This is a genomic window from Kitasatospora sp. NPDC127116 (assembly GCF_042677365.1).
GTDB classification, from domain to species: domain Bacteria; phylum Actinomycetota; class Actinomycetes; order Streptomycetales; family Streptomycetaceae; genus Kitasatospora; species Kitasatospora lactacystinica.
In genome coordinates this window covers 1-19131 of sequence record NZ_JBHXTL010000017.1, presented here as the reverse complement: position 1 = coordinate 19131, position 19131 = coordinate 1, and the positions used below count along the sequence as shown (strand labels likewise).

The following is a 19131-nucleotide window of genomic DNA, read 5'->3' as shown; positions in this document are numbered from 1 at the left end:
CACCCCGGGTTCGCCCCGGCCGCTCAGGGCAAAGCTGTGGCTGCCATCGACCATTGCAGCGCTTCGCAGCCCAAGGGAGCGGTCGTGCCTCTTGGGGAGTGGGGCAGCCAGCCGGCGGGCCGAGAAACGCCTCGTTTTGTAAAAAAGTCCGGAGTAGCACGCTCGTGCGTCCGGTGCTTTGAGAGCTCTACTACCCGCGGAAGGTCACGCAGTGGGGGCCGAGTCGGTGGTAGCGCCAGCCCGGCGTCTACTCGTGGGCCCGTAGCCAGGTGACTTCGGTGATGAGCTAGGTCCCGGGCAGTGGCCGAGCCTCGTCGGCGGTGGGCGGAGCGCCCATCCGAACGCCATGGAGGGCGTGCGCCAGGATTTCGGCGCCGCGGACGACTCTGGGGCCGGGCCGATTGAAGTGGGCCGGGCCGTCGAGAATCCAGGCACGGCCGTCGCGAACGGCTGGAAGGTCGTTCCACTCCGACAGGGCCGTGAGCAGGTGCAATTCGTGCTCGGTGCGGTCGGGTGGGAACCCGCAGGGCAGGACGAGCAGGACCTCCGGGCGCGCCGCTGTGACGGCCTGCCAGTCGATCGGCCGGGTGTGCTCGCCCGGCTCGGCGAGCAGTCGCGAATGTGCCGGTGGATGGGCGGCGGGTCGTGTGTCGGTTCGGGTCCGGCGCATGGTCTGCCCGGTTCTGGGCTGCCCGGGGCAGACGTTCCGAGAGCAGGTTCCCGCCGTGATCGAACGCTACCAGCGGCGCACGCGGCGGCTGCCGTCCAACTCGGGCAAGTCGTGAAGGAGTTAGCGGGCCGGACCGGCGCCCGCCTCTCCCGTGTCCTGGCCTGTGCGATCTCCCGCTCGACCGCCCTGCGCGTGCTCATGCGGCAGGCATTGCCGCCATCGCGCGTCCCGCGCGTGCTCGGCGTCGACGACTTCGCCCTCAAACGCCGGCACCGCTAGGCGACCGTGCTCATCGACGCCGAGTGAGCGGATCGATGTCCAGCCCGACCGCACCACCCAGCCCCTGGTCGCGTGGCTGCGGGAGCACCCCGGGATCGAGCACGTCTGCCGCGACGGCTCCGGTTCCTGCAGCGAGGCGATCCGCCAAGCCCTCCCCGAAGCGGTGCAGGTCAGCGACAGGTGGCACCTGTGGAGCAACCCGTGCGGGAAGGTCCTGGCCGAGATCCGCTCTCACGCCGCCTGCTGGGCCACCGCCGTGAACCCCGCCCTGCCCGGAGGCGTACGAGCGCCCGGAGACCGTTCGACTGCGGCGCGGGGCCGGCGGATGGTGCCTGCCTCTCGCCAAGATCGACAGTCAACCCTTCTCATTCGATATGATCAACTCACCCAGAGAAACCGGTTACTGACAGAACGCCATCTCGGCGGCACGTCGGCTACCCGTCCTGCACGGCTGGCACTGGCACAGGAGGACTCGGAACCATGAGTGCGGCCGACGGCAGGGCGCAGGTGGGCGACCGCGGCGAGGTCTTCGTCGGGCGCGGCCCGGAGTCCGAGCTCTTTGCGGCGTGTGTGGCGAAAGCGCGGGACGGCGAAGCGTGGCTGGCAGTCGTCGAGGGTGAGGCCGGTATCGGCAAGAGTGCTCTCGCGCGTCGGGTGACAGCCACACTGGAGGATTTCACGGTCCTGTGGGCGACCGGCGACCCGTCGGAGACCGACCTCCCCGGCGGTGTCGTCAGCCAACTGGTGCGGCGAGTGGACCGCGACGTGGTGGCCGAGTTCCCGTTGCTGGCGGAGGACAGCGCGGTCGGGGTCTCGGCGCACGCCATCGGCGGCCAGTTGCTGCTGCTGCTCGGCGCGCTGCAGGAGTCCCGGGGCCCGGTCGCCGTCGTGGTCGACGACGTCCAGTGGGCCGATCCGTTGTCACTGCAGGTGCTGGGATTCGTGTTGCGCCGACTCTGGGCGGACCGGGTGCTGACCGTTCTGCTGACCCGGTCGGACGCGGAGCGCACCGTCGAGACCCTCGACAGGCTGGTCCGGTCCCTGGACCGGGCGGTGCGGGTCGAGATCGGCGGGCTCGACGAGGACGACGTGGCGCAGATGGTCCGGCGGCTGCTCGACGTGCGTCCGGCGCCGGGGCTCGTCGAGCGTCTGCACGGTTACACCAAGGGCCATCCGCTGTACCTCCGGACCGTCCTGGCCGAGGTGCCGGTCCAGGCGCTCCAGGGCGAGGCGACGGAGCGGTGGCCGGTTCCCCGCACGCTCCGGGTCGGCATCAAGGCGCTGCTGGACCACCTCCCTCCGGAGTCCGTGGCGCTTCTCGAGGCGATGGCGGTGCTGGACGCCCGGCTTCCCCTCGCGACCGTCGCGCAGGTCGCCGCGCTCGCGGAGCCGGCCCGGGCGCTCTCGCCCGCGCTGACCGCCGGACTCGCCCAGTGGTGGCCGACCGAGTCGCAGAGCCCAGTCGCCCTCGTGCATGCCCTCCAGCGGGACACCGTCTACGACGCGATCGACCCGGAACGCCGCCGCGCCCTCCATGCGGCCGCCGCCGGCGTGGTCGGCACGGCTGCGGCCTGGGCCCACCGGGTGGCCGCGGCCACGTCCGCCGATCCCGGCCTGGCCGGGGAGCTGGAGCAGTCCGCGAAGGCCGAGGCCGTCATCGGCCGGAACGCCCTGGCGGCCACGCGTCTGCTGTGGGCCTCGTCGCTGTCCGACGAGCGCCCGGATCGCGAACGGCGTCTGCTGAGCGCCTGCGCCCAGTCGCTGCTCACCCTGCAACCGGTGGCGGCCGTGGCGCTGCGGACGCAGGTCGAGGACTGCTCGCCGGGCACCCTGCGGACCTGCGTCCTCGGCGTCATGGACCTGCTGGACGGCCGGTTCGCCGCCGCCGAGGCCCGGCTCACCGAGGCCTGGCACGAGGCGCTCGCCGACCCGGACGCCGGCTGGGTCGCCGTCCTCGCGGGGATGTTCCTGGCCGTCATCATGATCCGGCACTGCCGCGGCGCCGAGACCGTGGACATCGCCGGCAAGACGCTGGCCGCCGGCGACCTCGACCCCGCCACCTCCGACTTCACCCGCGCGGTGCTCGCGACCGGCCGGATGTGGGACCAGGGGCCGCAGGCCGCCCTGCTGGACGTGGCACACCTGCCCGCCGAGGCCGGCGGGGCCACGGACCTCCAGCTCGCGACGCTGGCCACGCGCGGAGTCATGCAGCTGTTCCTGGGTCGGCTCCCCGCGGCCCGCGCCGATCTGGCCACGGTGGCGCGCCGCGACCGGCAGGGAGCGGGCTCGAAACTCAGCCACCTGTCCTTCTCGCTGCTGGCGATCCTGGAGTACTTGTCGGGCGACTGGAAGGCCAGCGAGTCCGCCACGGACCAGGCGCTGGCGATCGCCGCGATCCAGGACCATGTGCTCGGTGACGCGGCGGCCTGGTTCGCGGCCGTGTGCGTCGAGGCAGGCCGCGGGCAGTGGGATGCCGCCCAGGGCCATGTCGACGCCCTCACCCGGCTCACCGAGGCACTGGGGTCGCCGCCGGCGGAGACCGTCTACTCCGCACTGGCCCAAGCGATGCTGGCGCAGGCACGGGCCGACCACGCGGCCATGCTGACGTCGTTGGAGCCGTTGGTCGACCGTCCGGCCGCAGGCGGGAGCGAGGGGATCTGTCTGCGGTTCAAGCCGTTCTGGCTGTGGCAGCAGTCGCTGCTGGTCGAAGCCCTGACCGGAACGGGACAGCTGGCGGCCGCAACCCTGGCGCTCGACGACCTCCGGGCGGGCTACGACGGCACTGGGTACATGCAGATCGTCCTGGCCAGGCTCGGGGCCCAGCTGGCCGAAGCGCAGGGTCGGCCGCGTGACGCCCTGGCGATCTACGACCGGGCCCTCGCGGCGGCGCCGGACGAGGGCGCGGACGCCGCGCCCCTGTTCCGCGGCATGCTGGAGCACGGCTACGGCAGGCTTCTGGTAACGGCCGGCTCCGGCTCCCGGCGCGAGGCCGCGAAATGGTTCAAGTCGGCCCACGACCGGTTCAGCGCGCTGCGGGCCGAACCGTTCCTGGCGCGCTGCGATGCGGACCTCGCCGCCATCGGGCTCACCGCTCCCGCCCAGGCCCGCAGCCGCGTCCTGGCCCTGACCGAGCGGGAGCTGTCGGTGGCTCACCTCGTCTCCAGCGGGCGGACGAACCAGGAGGCCGCGGCGGAGCTCTACATCAGCCAGAAGACCGTCGAATACCACCTGTCGAACATCTACGCCAAACTGGGCATATCGTCCCGCCGCCAGCTGGCGGAGTCACTGCGGACCCGGCAGTCCCAGGGCCCGCGAGCGGACTAGGGTCCGTCCCTAGGGTCCCCCTGGGGTTCGGGTGGTTCGCTGGGGGCAATGACTGGATACCTGCCGGTCGGCGCCCGCTCCCGCCGGGTCCCGCTCACCGGTCGCCACGAAGAACTGCGGGTCCTGACCGAGCTGTTGACAGGCATCCGCGACGGCATGAGCGCGGCGCTGGTCCTGGTCGGCGAGGCCGGCATCGGCAAGACCAGGCTGCTCGACCACCTGGCCGAGACCTCGCCGGACCTGCGGGTGGTCCGTACGGCCGGGGTGGAGTCCGAGGCGCAGCTGGGCTTCGCGGCCCTGCACCGGCTGCTGCGCCCGTTCCTGCCCGGCCTCGACGCGCTGCCGGATCCGCAGCGCGAGGCGCTCGCCTCGGCGTTCGGCATGGTCGCCGGGCCGCCGGCCGACCGCTATCTGGTCGGCCTGGCCGCGCTGACGCTGCTGGCCGAGGCCGTCGCGGAACAGCCGCTGCTGTGCCTGGTCGACGACGTGCACTGGCTCGACCGCGAGTCCCGCGACGCGCTGGCGTTCGTCGGCCGCCGGCTCGGCGCCGACGCCGTCGGTCTCGTCGTGGCCGGGCGCGAGGACCTGCTGGGGCCCGGGGCGTTCGAGGGGCTCACCGCTCTGCCGGTGCGCGGCCTGGCCGACATCGACGCGCGCGAGCTGCTCGGACGGAATGTCGCCGGTCGGCTCGATCCGCTGGTGGCCGCGCGCATCATCGCCGAGACCGGCGGGAACCCGCTGGCGTTGATCGAGAGCGCCGACGCGCTCAGCCCGGCCCATCTTGCGGGGACGGCGCCCCTGCTCGAACCGCTGCCGGTCGGGGGCCGACTGGAGCAGCATTTCGGGCGGCTGATCCAGGGCCTTCCCGCGGAGACCCAGACCTTCCTGGTGCTGCTGTCGGCGGCGCCACCGGAGGACGCGCTGTTCCTGTGGCGCGCCGCCGGAGAGCTCGGCGTCCCGGCGACGGCCGCGGACGCGGCGATATCGGCGGGCGTGCTCACCCACGACCGGCGGATCGAGTTCCGCCACCCGCTCATCCGGTCGGCCGTGTACGGCGGTGCCGAGGCCGCCGAGCGCCGCCGGGTCCACGCGGCGCTCGCCGCGGTCAGCGATCCGCTCCGCTCCCCCGAGCGCCGGGCCTGGCACCGGGCGGAGGCGACGATCGGGCTCGACGACGAGGTGGCCGGCGAGCTCGACACGGCTTCGGAACTGGCCCGGGCGCGGGGCGGCTATGCCGCCCGGGCCGCGTTCCTGGCCCGGGCGGCGGAGCTGTCGACCGCGGACCGGGCAGTCCGACTGGTCGAGGCCGCCAGGGCACACCTGGTGCTCGGCGATCCGGCGACGGCGGAGGCCATGCTCGGGCGGGCCGAGCCGCTCCTGGTCTCCGGCGATCCGGTCCTGAGGGCCAGGGTCCTGCAGACCAGGGCGACGACCGACATCTACTTCGAGCGCATCGGGGACACCCTGTCGCGGCTCCTGGCCGCGGCCGACGCCGTCGCCGGCACCGACCCGGGCCTGACCAGGTCGATGCTGACGGAAGGTCTGCTGGCGGCGCTGTGCGGCGAACACGACGCACTCCAGCGCCGGGAGTTCGGGGCAGCGGTGCTGGCCTCGCCGGCCCTGCGGTCGGCGCGGCCGACCAGCGCCGACCTCCTCCTTCGCGGCTTCGCCCTGCGGGTGGACAGCGGCTACCCGCCGGCTGTGCCGGTGCTCCGCGCCGCGCTCGCCGCCGTGGGCCGGGACCATGAGGTGATCGAACACGTCGCGCGCACAGCGACCCTCGCGCTCTACGCCGCCGAGGAGGTCTGGGACGACGCCGGCGGCGATGAGGCCGCCCGGCTCATCGAGGCGCACGAGCGACGCATCGGCGCCCTGGGTGCGCTGCGGGCCACGCTGGTGGTCCGGTCCACCTGGGAGCTGCGGGCCGGCCGGTTCGCCGCGGCCACGGCCTGCCTGGACGAGGCCGAGGACCTCGCGGCCGTGGTCGGGCAGCCGTCGGGCCCGGCCTTCCGGGTCGAGCTGCTGGCGTGGCGGGGCCAGGAGACCCAGTGCCGGGCCGCCGCAGAGGTGCTCGTCCGCGACCTGGTGAACCGTCATGCGAACGGTGGCCTCGGTGACTGGGCCCGAAACTGCCTGACCGTGCTGGAACTGGGCCTCGGGCACTACGCCGAGGCCGCGGCTCAGGCGAGCGTGGCCTTCGCCAACGACAACGCCGGAGCCGTGCCCCGCGTGCTGCCGGACCTCGTGGAGGCCGCGATGCGCTGCGGCGAGCACGGTACGGCGAAGGAGGCCCTCGCCCGGCTGGAGGAGCGCGCGCCGCTGGCCGGCACGCCCTGGGCGTTGGGGCTGCTGGCCCGCAGCCGGGCCCTGCTGGCCGACGACGACCAGGCCGGGGCCCTCTTCGCGGAGGCCGTGGCCCTGCTCGGCCGCACCGGGGTGCGGACCGAGTTGGCCCGGACGCACCTGCTGCACGGCGAGTGGCTGCGTCGGCGCAGGCGCCGCGCCGACGCCCGGGCCGAGCTGCGGACCGCGTACGAGATGTTCACGGGGATGGGGGCGGCGGCCTTCGGCGAGCGCGCCCGGCTCGAACTGCAGGCCACCGGGGAACGGGCCCGGAAGCGGACGCCGCACACGGACCCCGACCTGACGCCGCAGGAGCGGCGGATCGCGGGGCTGGCCGCTGCCGGGGCCACCAACGCGGAGATCGCGGCTCGGCTGTTCATCACCCGGTCGACGGTGGAGTACCACCTCAACAAGGTCTTCCGGAAGCTGGACATCACCTCGCGGCGCAGGCTCCGCTCCCTGCTGGGCGAGGAGGGCTGACACCCGGCCTGCGGTGCCGGCCGGCACCGGATCAGCGCCAGAGCTCGGCGGCCGGTGCGCGGCCCAGCCGGTGGGCGGCGGCCGAGCACACTGCGAGCAGTCCCGCAGCGGTCCACAGCGGGGCGGCTACGTCGGCGTGGCGCAGCAGCAGCCCTCCGACGAGGGCACCGGCCATCATCGCCAGGACCGAGGCGACCCGGCGGCCGCGGATCCGGGCCGGCGTCCGGTCGGCGAACAGCCCCGCGACGGTCAGGGTGAGCACCGTGGTCGTCAGGTCGGGGACCGCGAGCCGCCGCACCACCGCGTTCTGCATCCCCATCGCCACGGCGAGCAGTGCCACGAGCACCAGTTGCACGCCGCGCCGCTGCGGGTCGGCCAGCGCGGCCAGCGCCGCGGCGCCGGCCACGGCGGCGCACTGGAGCGCGGCCGACAGCGCCAGCAGCCGCCCCCGGTGGGTTCCGGCCCCGCCGAGCCGGCGGCCGCCGAGGAACGCGCCGACGCCGAAGGCGCCGACCGCCAGCAGCGTCGCGCTCCACGACACCCCGCCGACCCCGCTGAGTGCGAAGCCGAAGAAGACGACGTTTCCCGTCATGTTGGCGACGAAGACGTGGCCGAGGACCAGATAGCTCACCGCGTCGACCAGGCCGGTCGCGACCGTCAGCGCCAGGAGCAGTCCGGGCAACGGTCCGTGGTCCCGGGTCTCGGGCATGGGCCCTTCTCCTTTCCGAGAAGCAGTCGGCGGGACCGCGCGGTCGCGCGGTCGCGCGGTCCCGCCGGGGATGGAACGCGGGGTCAGGCGGTGGCGCGGGCGGCGGACTCGACCAGGTCGGCCACGGCGTCCGGACGGGAGAGCGCCACGGCGTGCGACGCGTCGGGGAGGGTCACCGTGTGGCCGTGGGCGCGCTGGGCCATGGCCAGCTCGGCCGCCGGCGGGATGGCCTGGTCGGCGCCGGCGACCAGGAACCAGGACGGGATGGTCCGCCAGGCCGGCGTCCCCGCCGCCCCGGCCAGTGCGGCCAGCGCGATCGGACGCTGCTCGGCCGCCATCCGGCGGGCCTGACCCGACGGCACGTCCGCGGCGAAGACCTGCCGGAACGCGGCCGGGTCGATGTAGGCGTCCTGGCCGTCGGGGAAGGCCCGGACCACGAGCGAGGACGGCAGCCGGCTGCCGGGGTACGCACCGGTGATCTGGAGGGCGCTCTCGCCCTGGTCGGGGGCGAAGGCCGCGATGTAGACCAGGGCCTTGACGTTGGCGTGGCCGGTGGCCGCGTCGGTGATGACCGCGCCGCCGTAGGAGTGGCCGACCAGGACGACCGGTCCGGGGACGGTGTCCAGGACGCTGGACAGGTAGGCGGCGTCGCCGGCCAGGCCGCGCAGCGGGTTCGCCACGGCGAGGACGGGATAGCCCTGCCGCTCCAGCCGGGCGATGACGCCGTCCCAGCCGGAGGAGTCGGCGAACGCGCCGTGCACCAGGACGACCGTCGGCTTGGCGGCCGCGGCGGCACCGGCGGTGGACGGGGCGGCCGGCCCCGGCGCTGCCTCGGAACTCGCCGGGACGGCGAGCAGGGCCGCTGCCACCAGGGCCGGAAGCACGAGGCCTCGGCGCCGCAGCAGGGCCCGGCCGGACGGTACGGGCGGGTGGCCGGTCATGAGTTCTCCGTTGCTGTCGGGTACGGCTCGACGGGTGGGATCTCGTGGGCGTCAGGGGGTTCGGGGGGCGGGTCACAGCGTCGGCGGCGGGCCGGCGACGCGCAGCCGGAACGCCTCGGCCGAGGCCACGACGGCTCCCAGGTCGAAGGCCGGCGGCAGGTCCCCGGCCTCGGCTACCTGGATCCCGTTGACCTTGAACCACTCCTCGATGCAGGCGGGGCTGAAGACCACGGCGAGGCGTGCGCCCTCGGAGCGCACCAGGTAGCTGTGCGGCACACCGCGCGGGCCGTGGGCGACCTGGCCCGGGACGAGGTCGTGGCGCTCGTCGCCGACGAAGAACGACACCTCGCCGTCCAGGACGAACCAGAGCTCGTCCTCGTTCTCGTGCACGTGCAGCGGCGGTGCGTGGCCGATCGGGTCCGAGAACTCCATCAGGCTCAGGGCGTTGCCGGTCGCCGAGCCGGGCAGCAGGATCCTGGCCTGCCCGCCGAGGAACCAGAAGGGCTCCCGCTCGGGAGCGGCCCCGAAGGTGGGAAAGCTGTTGATCACGGTCACTCCTGGGGAGAGAGACGGGTCAGGACCGGCCGAGGAAGTCGAGCAGCATGGCCGTGAGTTCCTCGGGGTGCTCCTCGTAGATCCAGTGGCCGGAGTTCGGGACGGTCACCGGGGTGACGTCGGAGGCGTACTGCGCGGCCTGGGCCCCCTCGGCGGGGCCGAGGCTGCCCGAGGCGCCGATGGCGAGCACGGGCATCGGCAGCGGGGTCTTCCGGAACTGCTCGTTGTCGCGGATGTCCTGCGCGAACACGCGGAACCAGGCCAGGCTGGCCGCCAGATGGGCGGGGTCGCGCAGGTAGTGCGCGTAGACCCGGATGTCGGCCTGGCTCACCGCTCCCGGGACGGCCTCGAACCCGCCGATGAAACCGGCGGTCCAGGCGACCTCCCGGCCCCTGATCATGTTCTCCGGCAGGCCGTCGGTGAGGTTGAAGAACCCGAAGTTCCACACCCCGGGGCCCCGTTCGGTCAGCGAGGGGATCGTGTAGATGCTCGGGTCCGGGATCGGCGCCTCGCTCAGGACGAGCTTCTTCACGGTGGCCGGGTACTGCGCGGCGTAGGAGTAGGCGACCATCGTGCCGATGTCGTGACCGACGATCCGCACGTCGCCGTCCCTGCCGAGCGAGGCCAGCAGCGCGTGCAGTTCGGCGGCCATCGTCTTCTTGTCGTAGCCCGACGCCGGCGCGTCGCTCTGCCCGGCACCGGGCAGGTCGGGGGCGATGACGGTGTAGTGCTCGGCGAGAGCCGGCATGACGTGGTGCCACTCGTACCAGGTCTGCGGGTAGCCGTGGATCAACACCAGGGTCGGCCCGTGACCGCCGATCACATAGTGCAGGCCGATCCCGGCGACGCGCGCCTTGTGCTCGCTGAATCCCGCGGGTACGCGTTCGCCGGCGGACGAGACCGAGGCGGAGGCCACGGGTGCCGTGGGCGCCGTGATCGCGGCTGCGCCCAGGGCAACCGCCGCGGCCACGCCGAGCAGACGGCGCTTGACGGGCAGGGGGAATCTCACTGTGTGCTCCAGGTGTCAGGTGTCGTGACGGATCGTGGATGCCGGGGCCCGGCCCGGCGCCGGGATCAGAGGACGTCGGTCATGCCACCGTCGATGAGGAAGTCCGCGCCGGTGATGTTCGCCGAGCGCCGGCCGGCCAGGAACAGGACCAGGTCGGCCACTTCGGTGGGCCGGGAGAACCGGCCGGTGGCCGCCGCGGCCGCGGCGCCCTCGGCGACCGTGCGCGGATCGACGCCCAGAGCGGCTCCGAGGGTCGCCGCCACGCCGTCGGCCCCCTGCCACAACGGCGTCTCCACCGGACCGGGGCTCACCGTGTTGACCCGTACGCCCTGCGGCCCGACCTGCTTGGACAACGCCTTGCAGAAGCTGGACAGGGCGGCCTTGGCGGCGCTGTAGTCGATGACCATGGGGTCGGGGAGCCGGGCGTTGACCGAGGAGACGGTGACGATCCGTCCGTCTCCGGAGGCGATCAGGTGCGGCAGGGCGGCGCGGGTGGCCCGGACCGCGGTCATCAGGTTGACCGTGAAGGTCCACTCCCAGTCCGCGTCGGTCGTGGCCGGGAAGCCGTCGACCCGGGGTCGCACCGCGCCGACGTTGTTCACCAGCACGTCGAGCCCGCCGTGCCGTTGCACCGCGTCGGCCACCAGCCTGCCCGGGCCGTCGGGGACGGCCAGGTCGACCTCCACGACGACCAGTTCGGCGCCCTTCGCGACCAGCGCGTCGAGCGCGTCGGTACGCCTCCTGGTTCCGGCGACTACCCGCGCCCCGGCGGCGAGCAGGCCCTCGGTGACCGCCAGCCCGATGCCCCGGCCGGCGCCCGTGACGACGGCGCTCTGCCCGGCCAGGCCGAGGTCGAAGGCGGGAGCGGTCACCGCTGGCTCCCCAGGTTCTGCCGCCGCAGCCAGGCCAGCGCCTCGTCCGCGACCCCGCGCCAGCCGCCGTCGACGGTCAGCGAGTGTCCGCGGTCGGGGAAGCTCAGCAGGTCGGTGACGGCTTCGGAGTGCCGGTACTGCTTGAGGGTGGCGCGGGTGACGCTCTCCGGGACGGTGTGGTCCTTGCCGCCCGACATCAGCAGCAGCGGGCCGCGCCCGGAGTTCGCGGTGTCGACCTTGGCCGGCGAGTGCGGGTCGAAGTTGGCCGCGGCGGCTTCGAACAGGGGCTTGCCGGGTGCGGGGATGGTCCACCGCTCGTACAGCTCGTCGGACTCCTCCGCGGAGATCGCGTTGCCGAACGCGAAGCGGAACTGCTCCGCGGTCAGGGAGACGGCGCGGTGCTTGTTCGCCGGGTTCTTGAACACCGGCAGCGTCGAGCGCAGCGCGGACAGCGGCAGCGGCAGCACTCCCTTGATCTGGGCCGCGTCGATCGCCACTGCGGCCGCTGCCAGGTCCTGGCCCAGGAGCTTCTGGGCGATCATTCCGCCGAAGGAGTGGCCGATCAGGATCGGCGGCGCCTCCAGGCTGCGGATGATCGTCGCGTAATGCTCGACGACGTCGTCGATGCCGTGGTCGGCGATGCTCTCCGGGTTCTGCCGCGCCTCCTCGACGGTGTCGGGATCGCCGGGCCAGCCCGGCGCGGAGGGGCCGTAGCCCTCGGTCCGGAAGAGTTCGAGCCACGACTGCCAGGACGCGCTGTGCAGCCACAGGCCGTGGATGAAGAGGACGGGGATCGGGCTGGTCATGGCCGATCGGCCTTTCTCGGGGACGGTGTCGACGGACGGCGGTTCGGGGGTACTCAGGGGTTGCGGAGCACGTCAGGGGCGGGTGCTGAACGGGCCGAGGATTCCGGCGTCGATCCGGAGGGACTCGACCAGGGTCGCGGCGTTGTCGACGGTGAACACGTCCGCGGCGGCCAGAACCCCCGTGTACTTCGCGGCCACCGGCGCCGCGGCCGCCTCCGCCACCGCGTCGAGGTACGTCTTGAAGACCGCCCAGGAGTTGCCCTGCGGGCCGTACTTGGCGAAGTAGGGCGCAGGGTCCAGATTCATCGCGGCCCGCGTGGAGGCTTCCAGGTCGGCCATGTAGGCGCGCTGCAGGTCGCCGTCCGCGCGCACGCCGAGCCGGCCCAGATGGCCGCCGACCAGGGTCTGCCACGGGTAGCCCATGGCGATGTCCTGCGCTCGGAGCCAGGCCGGGATGTCCTGGGAGACCGCGAGGTTCTTGAACGGCACCCAGCCCGGGTAGAGGACGTCCACCACCATCAGGGTCCGGTGGTCCGGGGCGTAGACGAAGATGTTGTCCGGGCTGTGGTTCGGGCCGTGGTAAGCCAGTTCCAGCCGCTCACCGCCGACGTTCAGCGTGTACCTGTCCTTGAAGGTGACGGTCGGCGCCGGGCGGTTCGGGTCGCCGTCGCGAACCAGCAGGCGCCGGCACTCGGCGTGGCCGATGCGTATGACGTCCTTGCCGAGGATCGACGACGCGCCCGCGTGGTCGGCGTGCGAGTGCGAGTAGACCAGGTGGGTGACGGTCGCCGGCCGGCCGTTGGCCCGCGTCACGTCGTCGATCGCCCGCAGCAGGTTGTGCCCGATGGTCGGCGGGGCGTCGACCAGGACGACGCCCTCACAGGTGCTGAGGAACATCGCCTGGTAGGAACCGTCGGTGACCCAGTACAGGTTGCCGTCGATCCGGCCCACGTAGTAGCCCGCCGCGTTGGGCGCCGGCCCGGCCGCGCCCGCTGGTACGGGCGCGTAGTCCGGGAGGACGGGGCCGCCGGCCGCGGCGGCCGCCGTGCCCTCCAGGGCGATACCGGCGACAGCGGCGGCAGCGGGCAACGCGGCGGCCGTGCGCAGCAGGGTCCGGCGGTCGGCCCGGGTGTTCCAGAGCGTCGGTTTCATGGATCGGCCCTTCGGGGTCGGTGGTGTCGTACGGAGGATTCAAGTGCTCGCGGCGGGCATCCCCGGCCGCGGCGGGCGGTGCAGCAGGAGCCGGGTGAGCAGGCCGCCGGACGTGCCCAGCACGATCGCCGCGACCGCGAGCCAGGTCGGCCAGGGCAGGCGCCCCAGCGCCCCGTCGACCGACCATCGGCCCGGCCCGGTGAGGGCGAGGCAGCCCGCCGCGAGGGCCAGGAACGCCGGATACTCGTAGCCGTCGTGCTGCGCCCACAGCCCGTTGCGCCACTTCACGGTGGTGGCGACGGTCATGACGCCGACCGCCATGGAGGCGGCCAGCGGCGTGGCCGCGCCGGCCGTGAGCAGCAGGCCGGTGACCACGCGCAGGATCAGCAGACCGGTGTTCACTCGGCTCGCCTCACTCGAAACAGGGGTCGGACAGACGGACATCCGCCCGGCCGCCGCCGGTGCGGCGGGCGGTCCACTGCCGCTGCTGCTCGGAGTCGGCTGCCGCCTGGCCGAGCGCCTCGGTCTGGCGGACGCCGTCGCCGACCCGCCGAGCGGCGGCCTGGTAACCGCCGAAGTGCGCGATCGGGCTCCAGCCGGGCTCGACCGGCGGCGCGGGGGCGGCGAGGCCCTCGAACTCGCCGACGGCGTGGACGATCCGGCCTCCCACGACGGTGACGGCGGCTTCGATGAGCGGGATGTCGTCCTCGGCGACGGCGAAGTAGTCCTCAGTGAGGATCACAAGGTCGGCCAGGAAGCCGGGGCTGAGCCGGCCCTTGACGTCCTGCTCACCGGTCACACGTGCGCCGGCGGCGGTGTACATCTCCAGCGCGGCCTCCCGGCTGACGCAGTGCTCTGCGGAACGGGTGCGCAGGCCCCCGGCGGTGCGCCCGGAGACGAGCCAGTGCAGGGCCACCCATGGGTTGTAGGTGGACACCCGGGTGGCGTCGGTCCCGGCCGCGACGCTCAGCCCACGCTCGAACATCGCGCCGAGCGGCGGCGCGGTCGCCGCCGCCGCGGAGCCGTACCGGCGCGCGAACGTTTCGCCCTGGTACGCCAGTCGGTGCTGGACGCCGATCGATCCGCCGAGTGCCGCGATGCGGTCCAGACTCTCCGGCGAGACGGTCTCGGCGTGGTCGAACAGCCACCGCCCCGGCCCCGGGAACAGACCCTCGGCCGCCAGCTTCTCGAAGACGGCCAGGTCGCGGCGGATGGTCTCGTCGTAGGTGGCGTGCAGCCGGAAGCCCCAGCCGTTCTCCAGCAAGACCCGGACGGCCGCTTCCAACTGCGCCTCGTACGAGGCGAGTTCCGGTCGAGGCTGGGCGAAGTTCTCGAAGTCGGTGGCGGCCCAGACGAGGTTCTCACCCGCGCCGTTGAACCGCAGCCACTCGTCGCCGTCACCGGGCTTGACCAGCGTGGCCCAGCGCCGCAGGTCCTCGACCTCCTGCCCGAGCGTCTGCGGGAACAGGTGGTAGGCGATGCGGACGGTGAGCTCCCCCGCCGCGGCGAGTTCCGTGACGGCCGTGTAGCCCGACGGGAAGTCCTGGAAGCCGCCGGCGCCGTCGACCAGTGAGGTCAGGCCGAACCGGTTGAGCTCGCGCAGGAAGTGCGCCGTGGAGGCCTTCTGCAACGCGGGGTCCAGCACCGGGGCCTTGGCGATCGTCGCGTACAGCAGCCCGGCGGCCGGGGTGGCGATCAGCATCCCGGTCGGTTCGCCGTCATGGCCGCGGACGATCTGCCCGCCCGCCGGATCGGAGGTCTCCCGGGTGATGCCGGCCGCCCGCAGCGCGGCGCGGTTCAGCACCGCCGACTGGTACAGGTGCGTGACGACGACCGGCGTGTCCGGGGCGGCCTCGGTCAGCTCGGCGGGCGTCGGCATGCGGCGCTCGGCGACCGTCTCGACACTCCAGCCGCCGACGACCCGGACCCACTGGCCGGCCGGCGTCCGGGCGGCCTGCTCCCGCAGCATCCTGAGCCCGACCGCCAGCGACGGCACCCCGTCCCAGCGCAGCTCCAGCACGAAGTGCAGGCCGCCGCGGACGACATGGCAGTGCGAGTCGTTCAGGCCGGGGACGACCCTGCGGCCCTGCGCGTCAACCACGCGCGTGTCCGGCCCGATGTGCGGCGCGACGTCCCGGTCGTCACCGACCACGCCTATCCGGCCGCCGCGCACGGTCAGGGCCGAGGCCGCCGGGCGGCGCGGGTCACCGGTGTGGATCCGCGCGTTGCGGACCACCAGTTCGGCGCGGTCCGCTCCACTGCCGGGCCTGAGGCCGGCCACAGGCATCGATGTCATCGGGGCTCCTCGCGACGGTGGGTGGTGCCAGCAGCACACCATCCGGTCCGGTTCGCTCGAACCGTGGAAAGACCCCAGTCGTGACACTCCCCGGGCGCGCGCGCCACGGCTGGGGACGAACCCCGATGCGAAGCCCGGCACAGCGGTCGGCGACCCGCTCATGCGGTCCCGGCGCGGGCGGGCGCGCAGAAGGCAGGCCCCCGGCGCCGACGGCACCGGAGGCTGGGCGGGAGCACAGGAACGGTACGACTCAGCCCGGATCCACCGAGGTGACTCGAGAATGATCACGTCCGGGGTCTGGTCGGGGTGGCTGGGGGAGGCATGGGGCGTCCGCCGGTCTGCCCAGCTTTTCCACGTCTGCTCCGGTCGGGCCCTGTCGGGCGGGTGGTCGGGTTGTTGATCAGGCCGGTGGCGTCGAAGAGGTCGGTGAACACGTGCTGCCAGGGCCAGCGGCCTGGCAGATGGAGCGTCAGCCGCCGGGCCGAGCGGGCGACGCGGGCTGGGACGTGGATCAGGCGGTCGCGCAGGGGCCCGGTGGTGGCCCTCGCATGGAAGGTCCCAGCAAGGGCTCCGGCGGCCCGCAGCAGGTTGTGGGCGATGACCCACAGGGTCAGCCACGCGTTGCTCGCCTGAAGACTGCCGGAGGGCAGGTGGGCCAGGGCCGAGTTCTTCCCGGCCGCGATGACGGCGGCGACGTGCGGGTTCGTCCGCACGGTCAGCGAGAAGCGGGCCCTCGCGCGGCGGCAGGGTTGCCGGTTGTGCCCGTGGGTGAAGGCACGCAGGAAGGTGCCCAGGGTGGACGGCGCGCGCACCCCGCCGAACGGTCGGCCCATCGCGCCGCGCCGGAGCCGGTCGGTGTCGTCGATGGAGTCGGCCCCGGCGCACATCGCCGCGACCAGCGTCATCACCTTCGCCGCCCGATTGGCTCCGGCGCTGTTGTCGGTACCTTCGATGCGCAGCCTGTCTTCGACCAGGGCAGGCAGGCCGAATTGTTCGGCCAAGCGGACCAGCGGGACCAGCCCCGCATCCGCGATCAGGTTCGGCTCGTCGAACACGACGGAGACGGCCGAGAAAGCGGGAGAGGATCGCACGTACGAGATGCCTTGCTGCTTGTGCATGGTGGAGCCTAGAGAACTCCCATCACCGCAGGTCGCAAGGTATCTCTTCGTTCTGCGGAACCTTTCAGGCGGCGATCACCCGGTGGATCCGGGCTCAGGCCTCGCCGCCGAGGCGCTCCAGGAGGCCGAACTCCACCCGGACGCGGTCGATGTCGGCCTTGAGGAACTCGACCGCCGTACGGGCCCGGTCGGCGTCGGCGCCGGTCTCGGCGGCCCACCGCAGGACGCGCGCGACGGCGAAGACGTAGGCGATCGCCCGGCCGACCAGGACCAGGTGTTCCTGGCCGAGTTCGCGGTCGAGGAACCGCAGGTCGAGGCCGTGCGCCGAGACGGCGGGCGCGGTCGGCGCCCAGGCGGCCAGGAAGGTGCTGAGGGAGCGGTTCTGCGAACCGTCCAGGCAGTGCCGGGCGAGCTGCTCGCTGAGCAGGTCGTTGGTGCCGTCGAAGACGGTGAAGACCCGGGAGTCCAGGAACGCCTGTGCCGCGATGTTGCTCGGCGAGCCGTGGCGGTAGCCCTCACCGCCGGCCAGTTGCTGGTAGTGGTTGGCGGAGCTGACCATCAGCTCGGTGGCGACGGTCTTGACGGCCAGTATGGCGGGGAAGGCGGGGGTGAGATCGGACTTGAGGTCCAACTGGGTCCGGACGTAGTGGTTGAGCGCCGCGCAGACCGTGTAGGCGCTGTCGATGGCGGCGAGCCGGTACCTGACGAAGCCGATCGCCGACAGCGGCGCGCGCCCGATGCGACGTGCGTCGGCGTAGGCGCGGGCCTCGCGGGCGATGCGGCGCAGGAAGCCGCACGCCAGCGCTCCGATCATCGCCCGCCCCGACAGGTAGACGTCCACCATCGAGCTGAGCTTCCCCGCCCCGACCGTGATGCGCCGGTGCGCGGGGACGAACGCGTCGACCTCGTTGACCCCGTAGTCGATCACCTTCAGGCCCAGCGCCTCGTAGCGCTGCGAGGTCTCGAACCCCTCTCCGCGCTCGACCACGAACCACCCGTACTCGTGGCTGCCGCCGCTCTCCCGCTTGGCGACGACCACCCACCAGGACGCGGTGGCGCTCAGCGCCTGCCAGTGCTTCCGGCCGCGGATGCGGTAGCCGCCCTCGACCTCCTCGAAGGTGGTGGTCAGGCCCGACATGGCCGAGCCGCAGCCGGGCTCGGTGGAGGCGAAGCCCGCCGTCGGCGCCAGCGGGCCGGCGAACAGGGGCAGCACCTCGCGCTTGGCTGCCTCCTCGCCCCACAGCACGACGGGCCGCAGCGCCAGCCCGGTGACGATCCCCGTGTAGACGGCGACGGCCAAATTCTGCTCGGCCAGGACCTCGACGACCCGGCACATCTCGGCGTGGCTGTCACGCCCCCCGTACTCGGCCGACAGCGCCGGCAGCAGCACGCCCGCCTCTGTCAGTACGGCCCAGTCGTCGGCGGGCAACTCCCGCTGCGGGTAGGTCGCCGCGTCGAAACGCGAGGCTGCCGCCTCGACGCCCGCGATGAACTCATCCGTCGAAAGGTGCACCAGAGCAGCCGCAAGATCAGTCATTGTCTCCGCTCATTCCAGGGAATCCGACTCACATGATCGGATCATGCTCTCAGCTCCCGTCAACATTCGGCCCACGACCGACGAAGCGCTGCCTGCGCCCACGAATCCACGCTGAGCACGGGTCACTCGCACAGCTCGCCGAGCACGGCGTCGAGTCGGCATGGGCGGCAGGGGGCGCCCCGCTCGAGCGGGTGGACGTTTGTAGAAAAACGCGTCGTTCCGCTGGCGCATCGACCTGGTTGTTTCTACAAAAACCCTGGCCGACAAAGCCGTCGAGGCCTACGTCGAACGCGCCGCGTCCCACGCCGAGCGGTGGTCCGACCACGCACCCGTCACGGCAGTGTTCGACTTCGAGCGATAACTGAATAGCCAGATGACATTGGCCTCCAAGCCGGGTCTCGTGGCTAATCAGCAGCAACTTCATGACGGCGGTACCCGGACGTGAGCACCTCGACTCAGAACCCCCTGCATGCGAGACAGCTCCGCGGGCGGACCGATGCTCTGGCCGGCCGACGAGCCGTGGCCCGTGTGTACGCACCCGCGCAAGCAGAGCACGGGTGAGCGGATGGAGGAGGTCCGGCTCCGGCGGCAGATTCCGACCAAGGCCTGGGGCGCACTCTCGAGGACGGAATCGACCCCGGGCTGACGGACCCCGAGCGGGAGGTTCTGGCTTCGCTGGACGGCATGCCCCATGGCTGGCGAGCACCGACCCAATCCCCATGACAGCTGTCGCGCAGCTGTACCGGCGGGACGTGCCCGACCTGGCCGGCGGGCCCACCGACTGCGGCCTGCTCCAGGTGTCTGGTGCCGTTCGACGCTCGGCGGCGATCGTAGGCGGGCAGGCCTGCCTACGATCGCCGGTAGGAGGTGAAGTCCGGGCCGGTTGTACTGCGCGGGGTGTCGGGCAGGGTGGGGGTGCCGACGAGTTCCAGGGCGGCGTCGACGCCCACGAACAACTACGCATCAAAAAAAACTAGGCTTAAAAACGCAACACGATATGAAACATGTAAAATACGCACTGGAATGGGAAGGTGCGGAGC

Annotated in this window: 12 protein-coding genes and 3 pseudogenes; 4 read left to right on the top strand and 11 right to left on the bottom strand. The window is 72.9% G+C overall.

Features of this window, described 5'->3' with window-relative positions; translation table 11 throughout:
* Positions 1 to 606: 606 nt before the first annotated feature.
* The 3 genes and pseudogenes from ACFVHV_RS10545 to ACFVHV_RS10535 form a co-directional block, all read left to right on the top strand.
* A pseudogene (locus tag ACFVHV_RS10545) lies at positions 607 to 1232 on the top strand (transposase); the annotation flags it as partial.
* A 197-nt stretch (positions 1233 to 1429) separates the two neighbouring features.
* Positions 1430 to 4273: an AAA family ATPase gene (locus ACFVHV_RS10540; protein ID WP_380350586.1), complete on the top strand. Its 2844-nt coding sequence runs from the start codon at positions 1430 to 1432 to the stop codon at positions 4271 to 4273.
* A gap of 48 nt (positions 4274 to 4321) precedes the next feature.
* Entirely contained in the window at positions 4322 to 7096 is a 2775-nt protein-coding gene (locus tag ACFVHV_RS10535; protein ID WP_380350584.1) for a helix-turn-helix transcriptional regulator, read from the top strand.
* Between the two features lie 31 nt (positions 7097 to 7127).
* Here ACFVHV_RS10535 and ACFVHV_RS10530 read toward each other — a convergent pair whose 3' ends face one another.
* From ACFVHV_RS10530 to ACFVHV_RS10480, 11 genes and pseudogenes are all read right to left on the bottom strand, one after another.
* The gene (locus ACFVHV_RS10530) at positions 7128 to 7805 is read right to left on the bottom strand and encodes a YoaK family protein (protein ID WP_380350582.1); all 678 of its coding nucleotides are present in this window, start codon (positions 7803 to 7805) and stop codon (positions 7128 to 7130) included.
* Positions 7806 to 7888: 83 nt separating this feature from the next.
* Positions 7889 to 8746: an alpha/beta fold hydrolase gene (locus ACFVHV_RS10525; protein ID WP_380350580.1), complete on the bottom strand. Its 858-nt coding sequence runs from the start codon at positions 8744 to 8746 to the stop codon at positions 7889 to 7891.
* A gap of 72 nt (positions 8747 to 8818) precedes the next feature.
* The gene (locus ACFVHV_RS10520) at positions 8819 to 9295 is read right to left on the bottom strand and encodes a cupin domain-containing protein (RefSeq protein ID WP_380350578.1); all 477 of its coding nucleotides are present in this window, start codon (positions 9293 to 9295) and stop codon (positions 8819 to 8821) included.
* A 25-nt stretch (positions 9296 to 9320) separates the two neighbouring features.
* On the bottom strand, positions 9321 to 10310 hold the full coding sequence (locus tag ACFVHV_RS10515) for an alpha/beta fold hydrolase (RefSeq protein WP_380350576.1): 990 nt from the start codon (positions 10308 to 10310) through the stop codon (positions 9321 to 9323).
* Between the two features lie 65 nt (positions 10311 to 10375).
* A complete protein-coding gene (locus ACFVHV_RS10510; protein ID WP_380350574.1) occupies positions 10376 to 11182 on the bottom strand; it encodes an SDR family NAD(P)-dependent oxidoreductase in 807 nt (268 codons plus the stop codon).
* Positions 11179 to 11988, bottom strand: a complete 810-nt coding sequence (locus tag ACFVHV_RS10505; protein ID WP_380350572.1) for an alpha/beta hydrolase — start codon at positions 11986 to 11988, stop codon at positions 11179 to 11181. Before ACFVHV_RS10505 ends, ACFVHV_RS10510 begins: the two co-directional genes overlap by 4 nt.
* 72 nt (positions 11989 to 12060) lie before the next feature.
* Positions 12061 to 13140, bottom strand: a complete 1080-nt coding sequence (locus ACFVHV_RS10500; protein ID WP_380350570.1) for an MBL fold metallo-hydrolase — start codon at positions 13138 to 13140, stop codon at positions 12061 to 12063.
* 39 nt (positions 13141 to 13179) lie between these two features.
* Complete coding sequence (locus ACFVHV_RS10495) at positions 13180 to 13542, bottom strand: DoxX family protein (protein WP_380350568.1); 363 nt, start codon at positions 13540 to 13542, stop codon at positions 13180 to 13182.
* A 10-nt stretch (positions 13543 to 13552) separates the two neighbouring features.
* Positions 13553 to 15436: an amidohydrolase gene (locus tag ACFVHV_RS10490; RefSeq protein ID WP_380350566.1), complete on the bottom strand. Its 1884-nt coding sequence runs from the start codon at positions 15434 to 15436 to the stop codon at positions 13553 to 13555.
* A gap of 410 nt (positions 15437 to 15846) precedes the next feature.
* A pseudogene (locus tag ACFVHV_RS10485) lies at positions 15847 to 16554 on the bottom strand (transposase); the annotation flags it as partial.
* Between the two features lie 94 nt (positions 16555 to 16648).
* Positions 16649 to 18091, bottom strand: coding sequence for an acyl-CoA dehydrogenase family protein (locus ACFVHV_RS10480; RefSeq protein ID WP_380350564.1), 1443 nt, complete (start codon positions 18089 to 18091; stop codon positions 16649 to 16651).
* A 223-nt stretch (positions 18092 to 18314) separates the two neighbouring features.
* On the opposite strand from ACFVHV_RS10480, the pseudogene ACFVHV_RS10475 reads away from it, so the two are divergent.
* Positions 18315 to 18452 (top strand): annotated as a pseudogene (locus ACFVHV_RS10475) (exodeoxyribonuclease III); the annotation flags it as partial.
* Between the last annotated feature and the right edge of the window lie 679 nt (positions 18453 to 19131).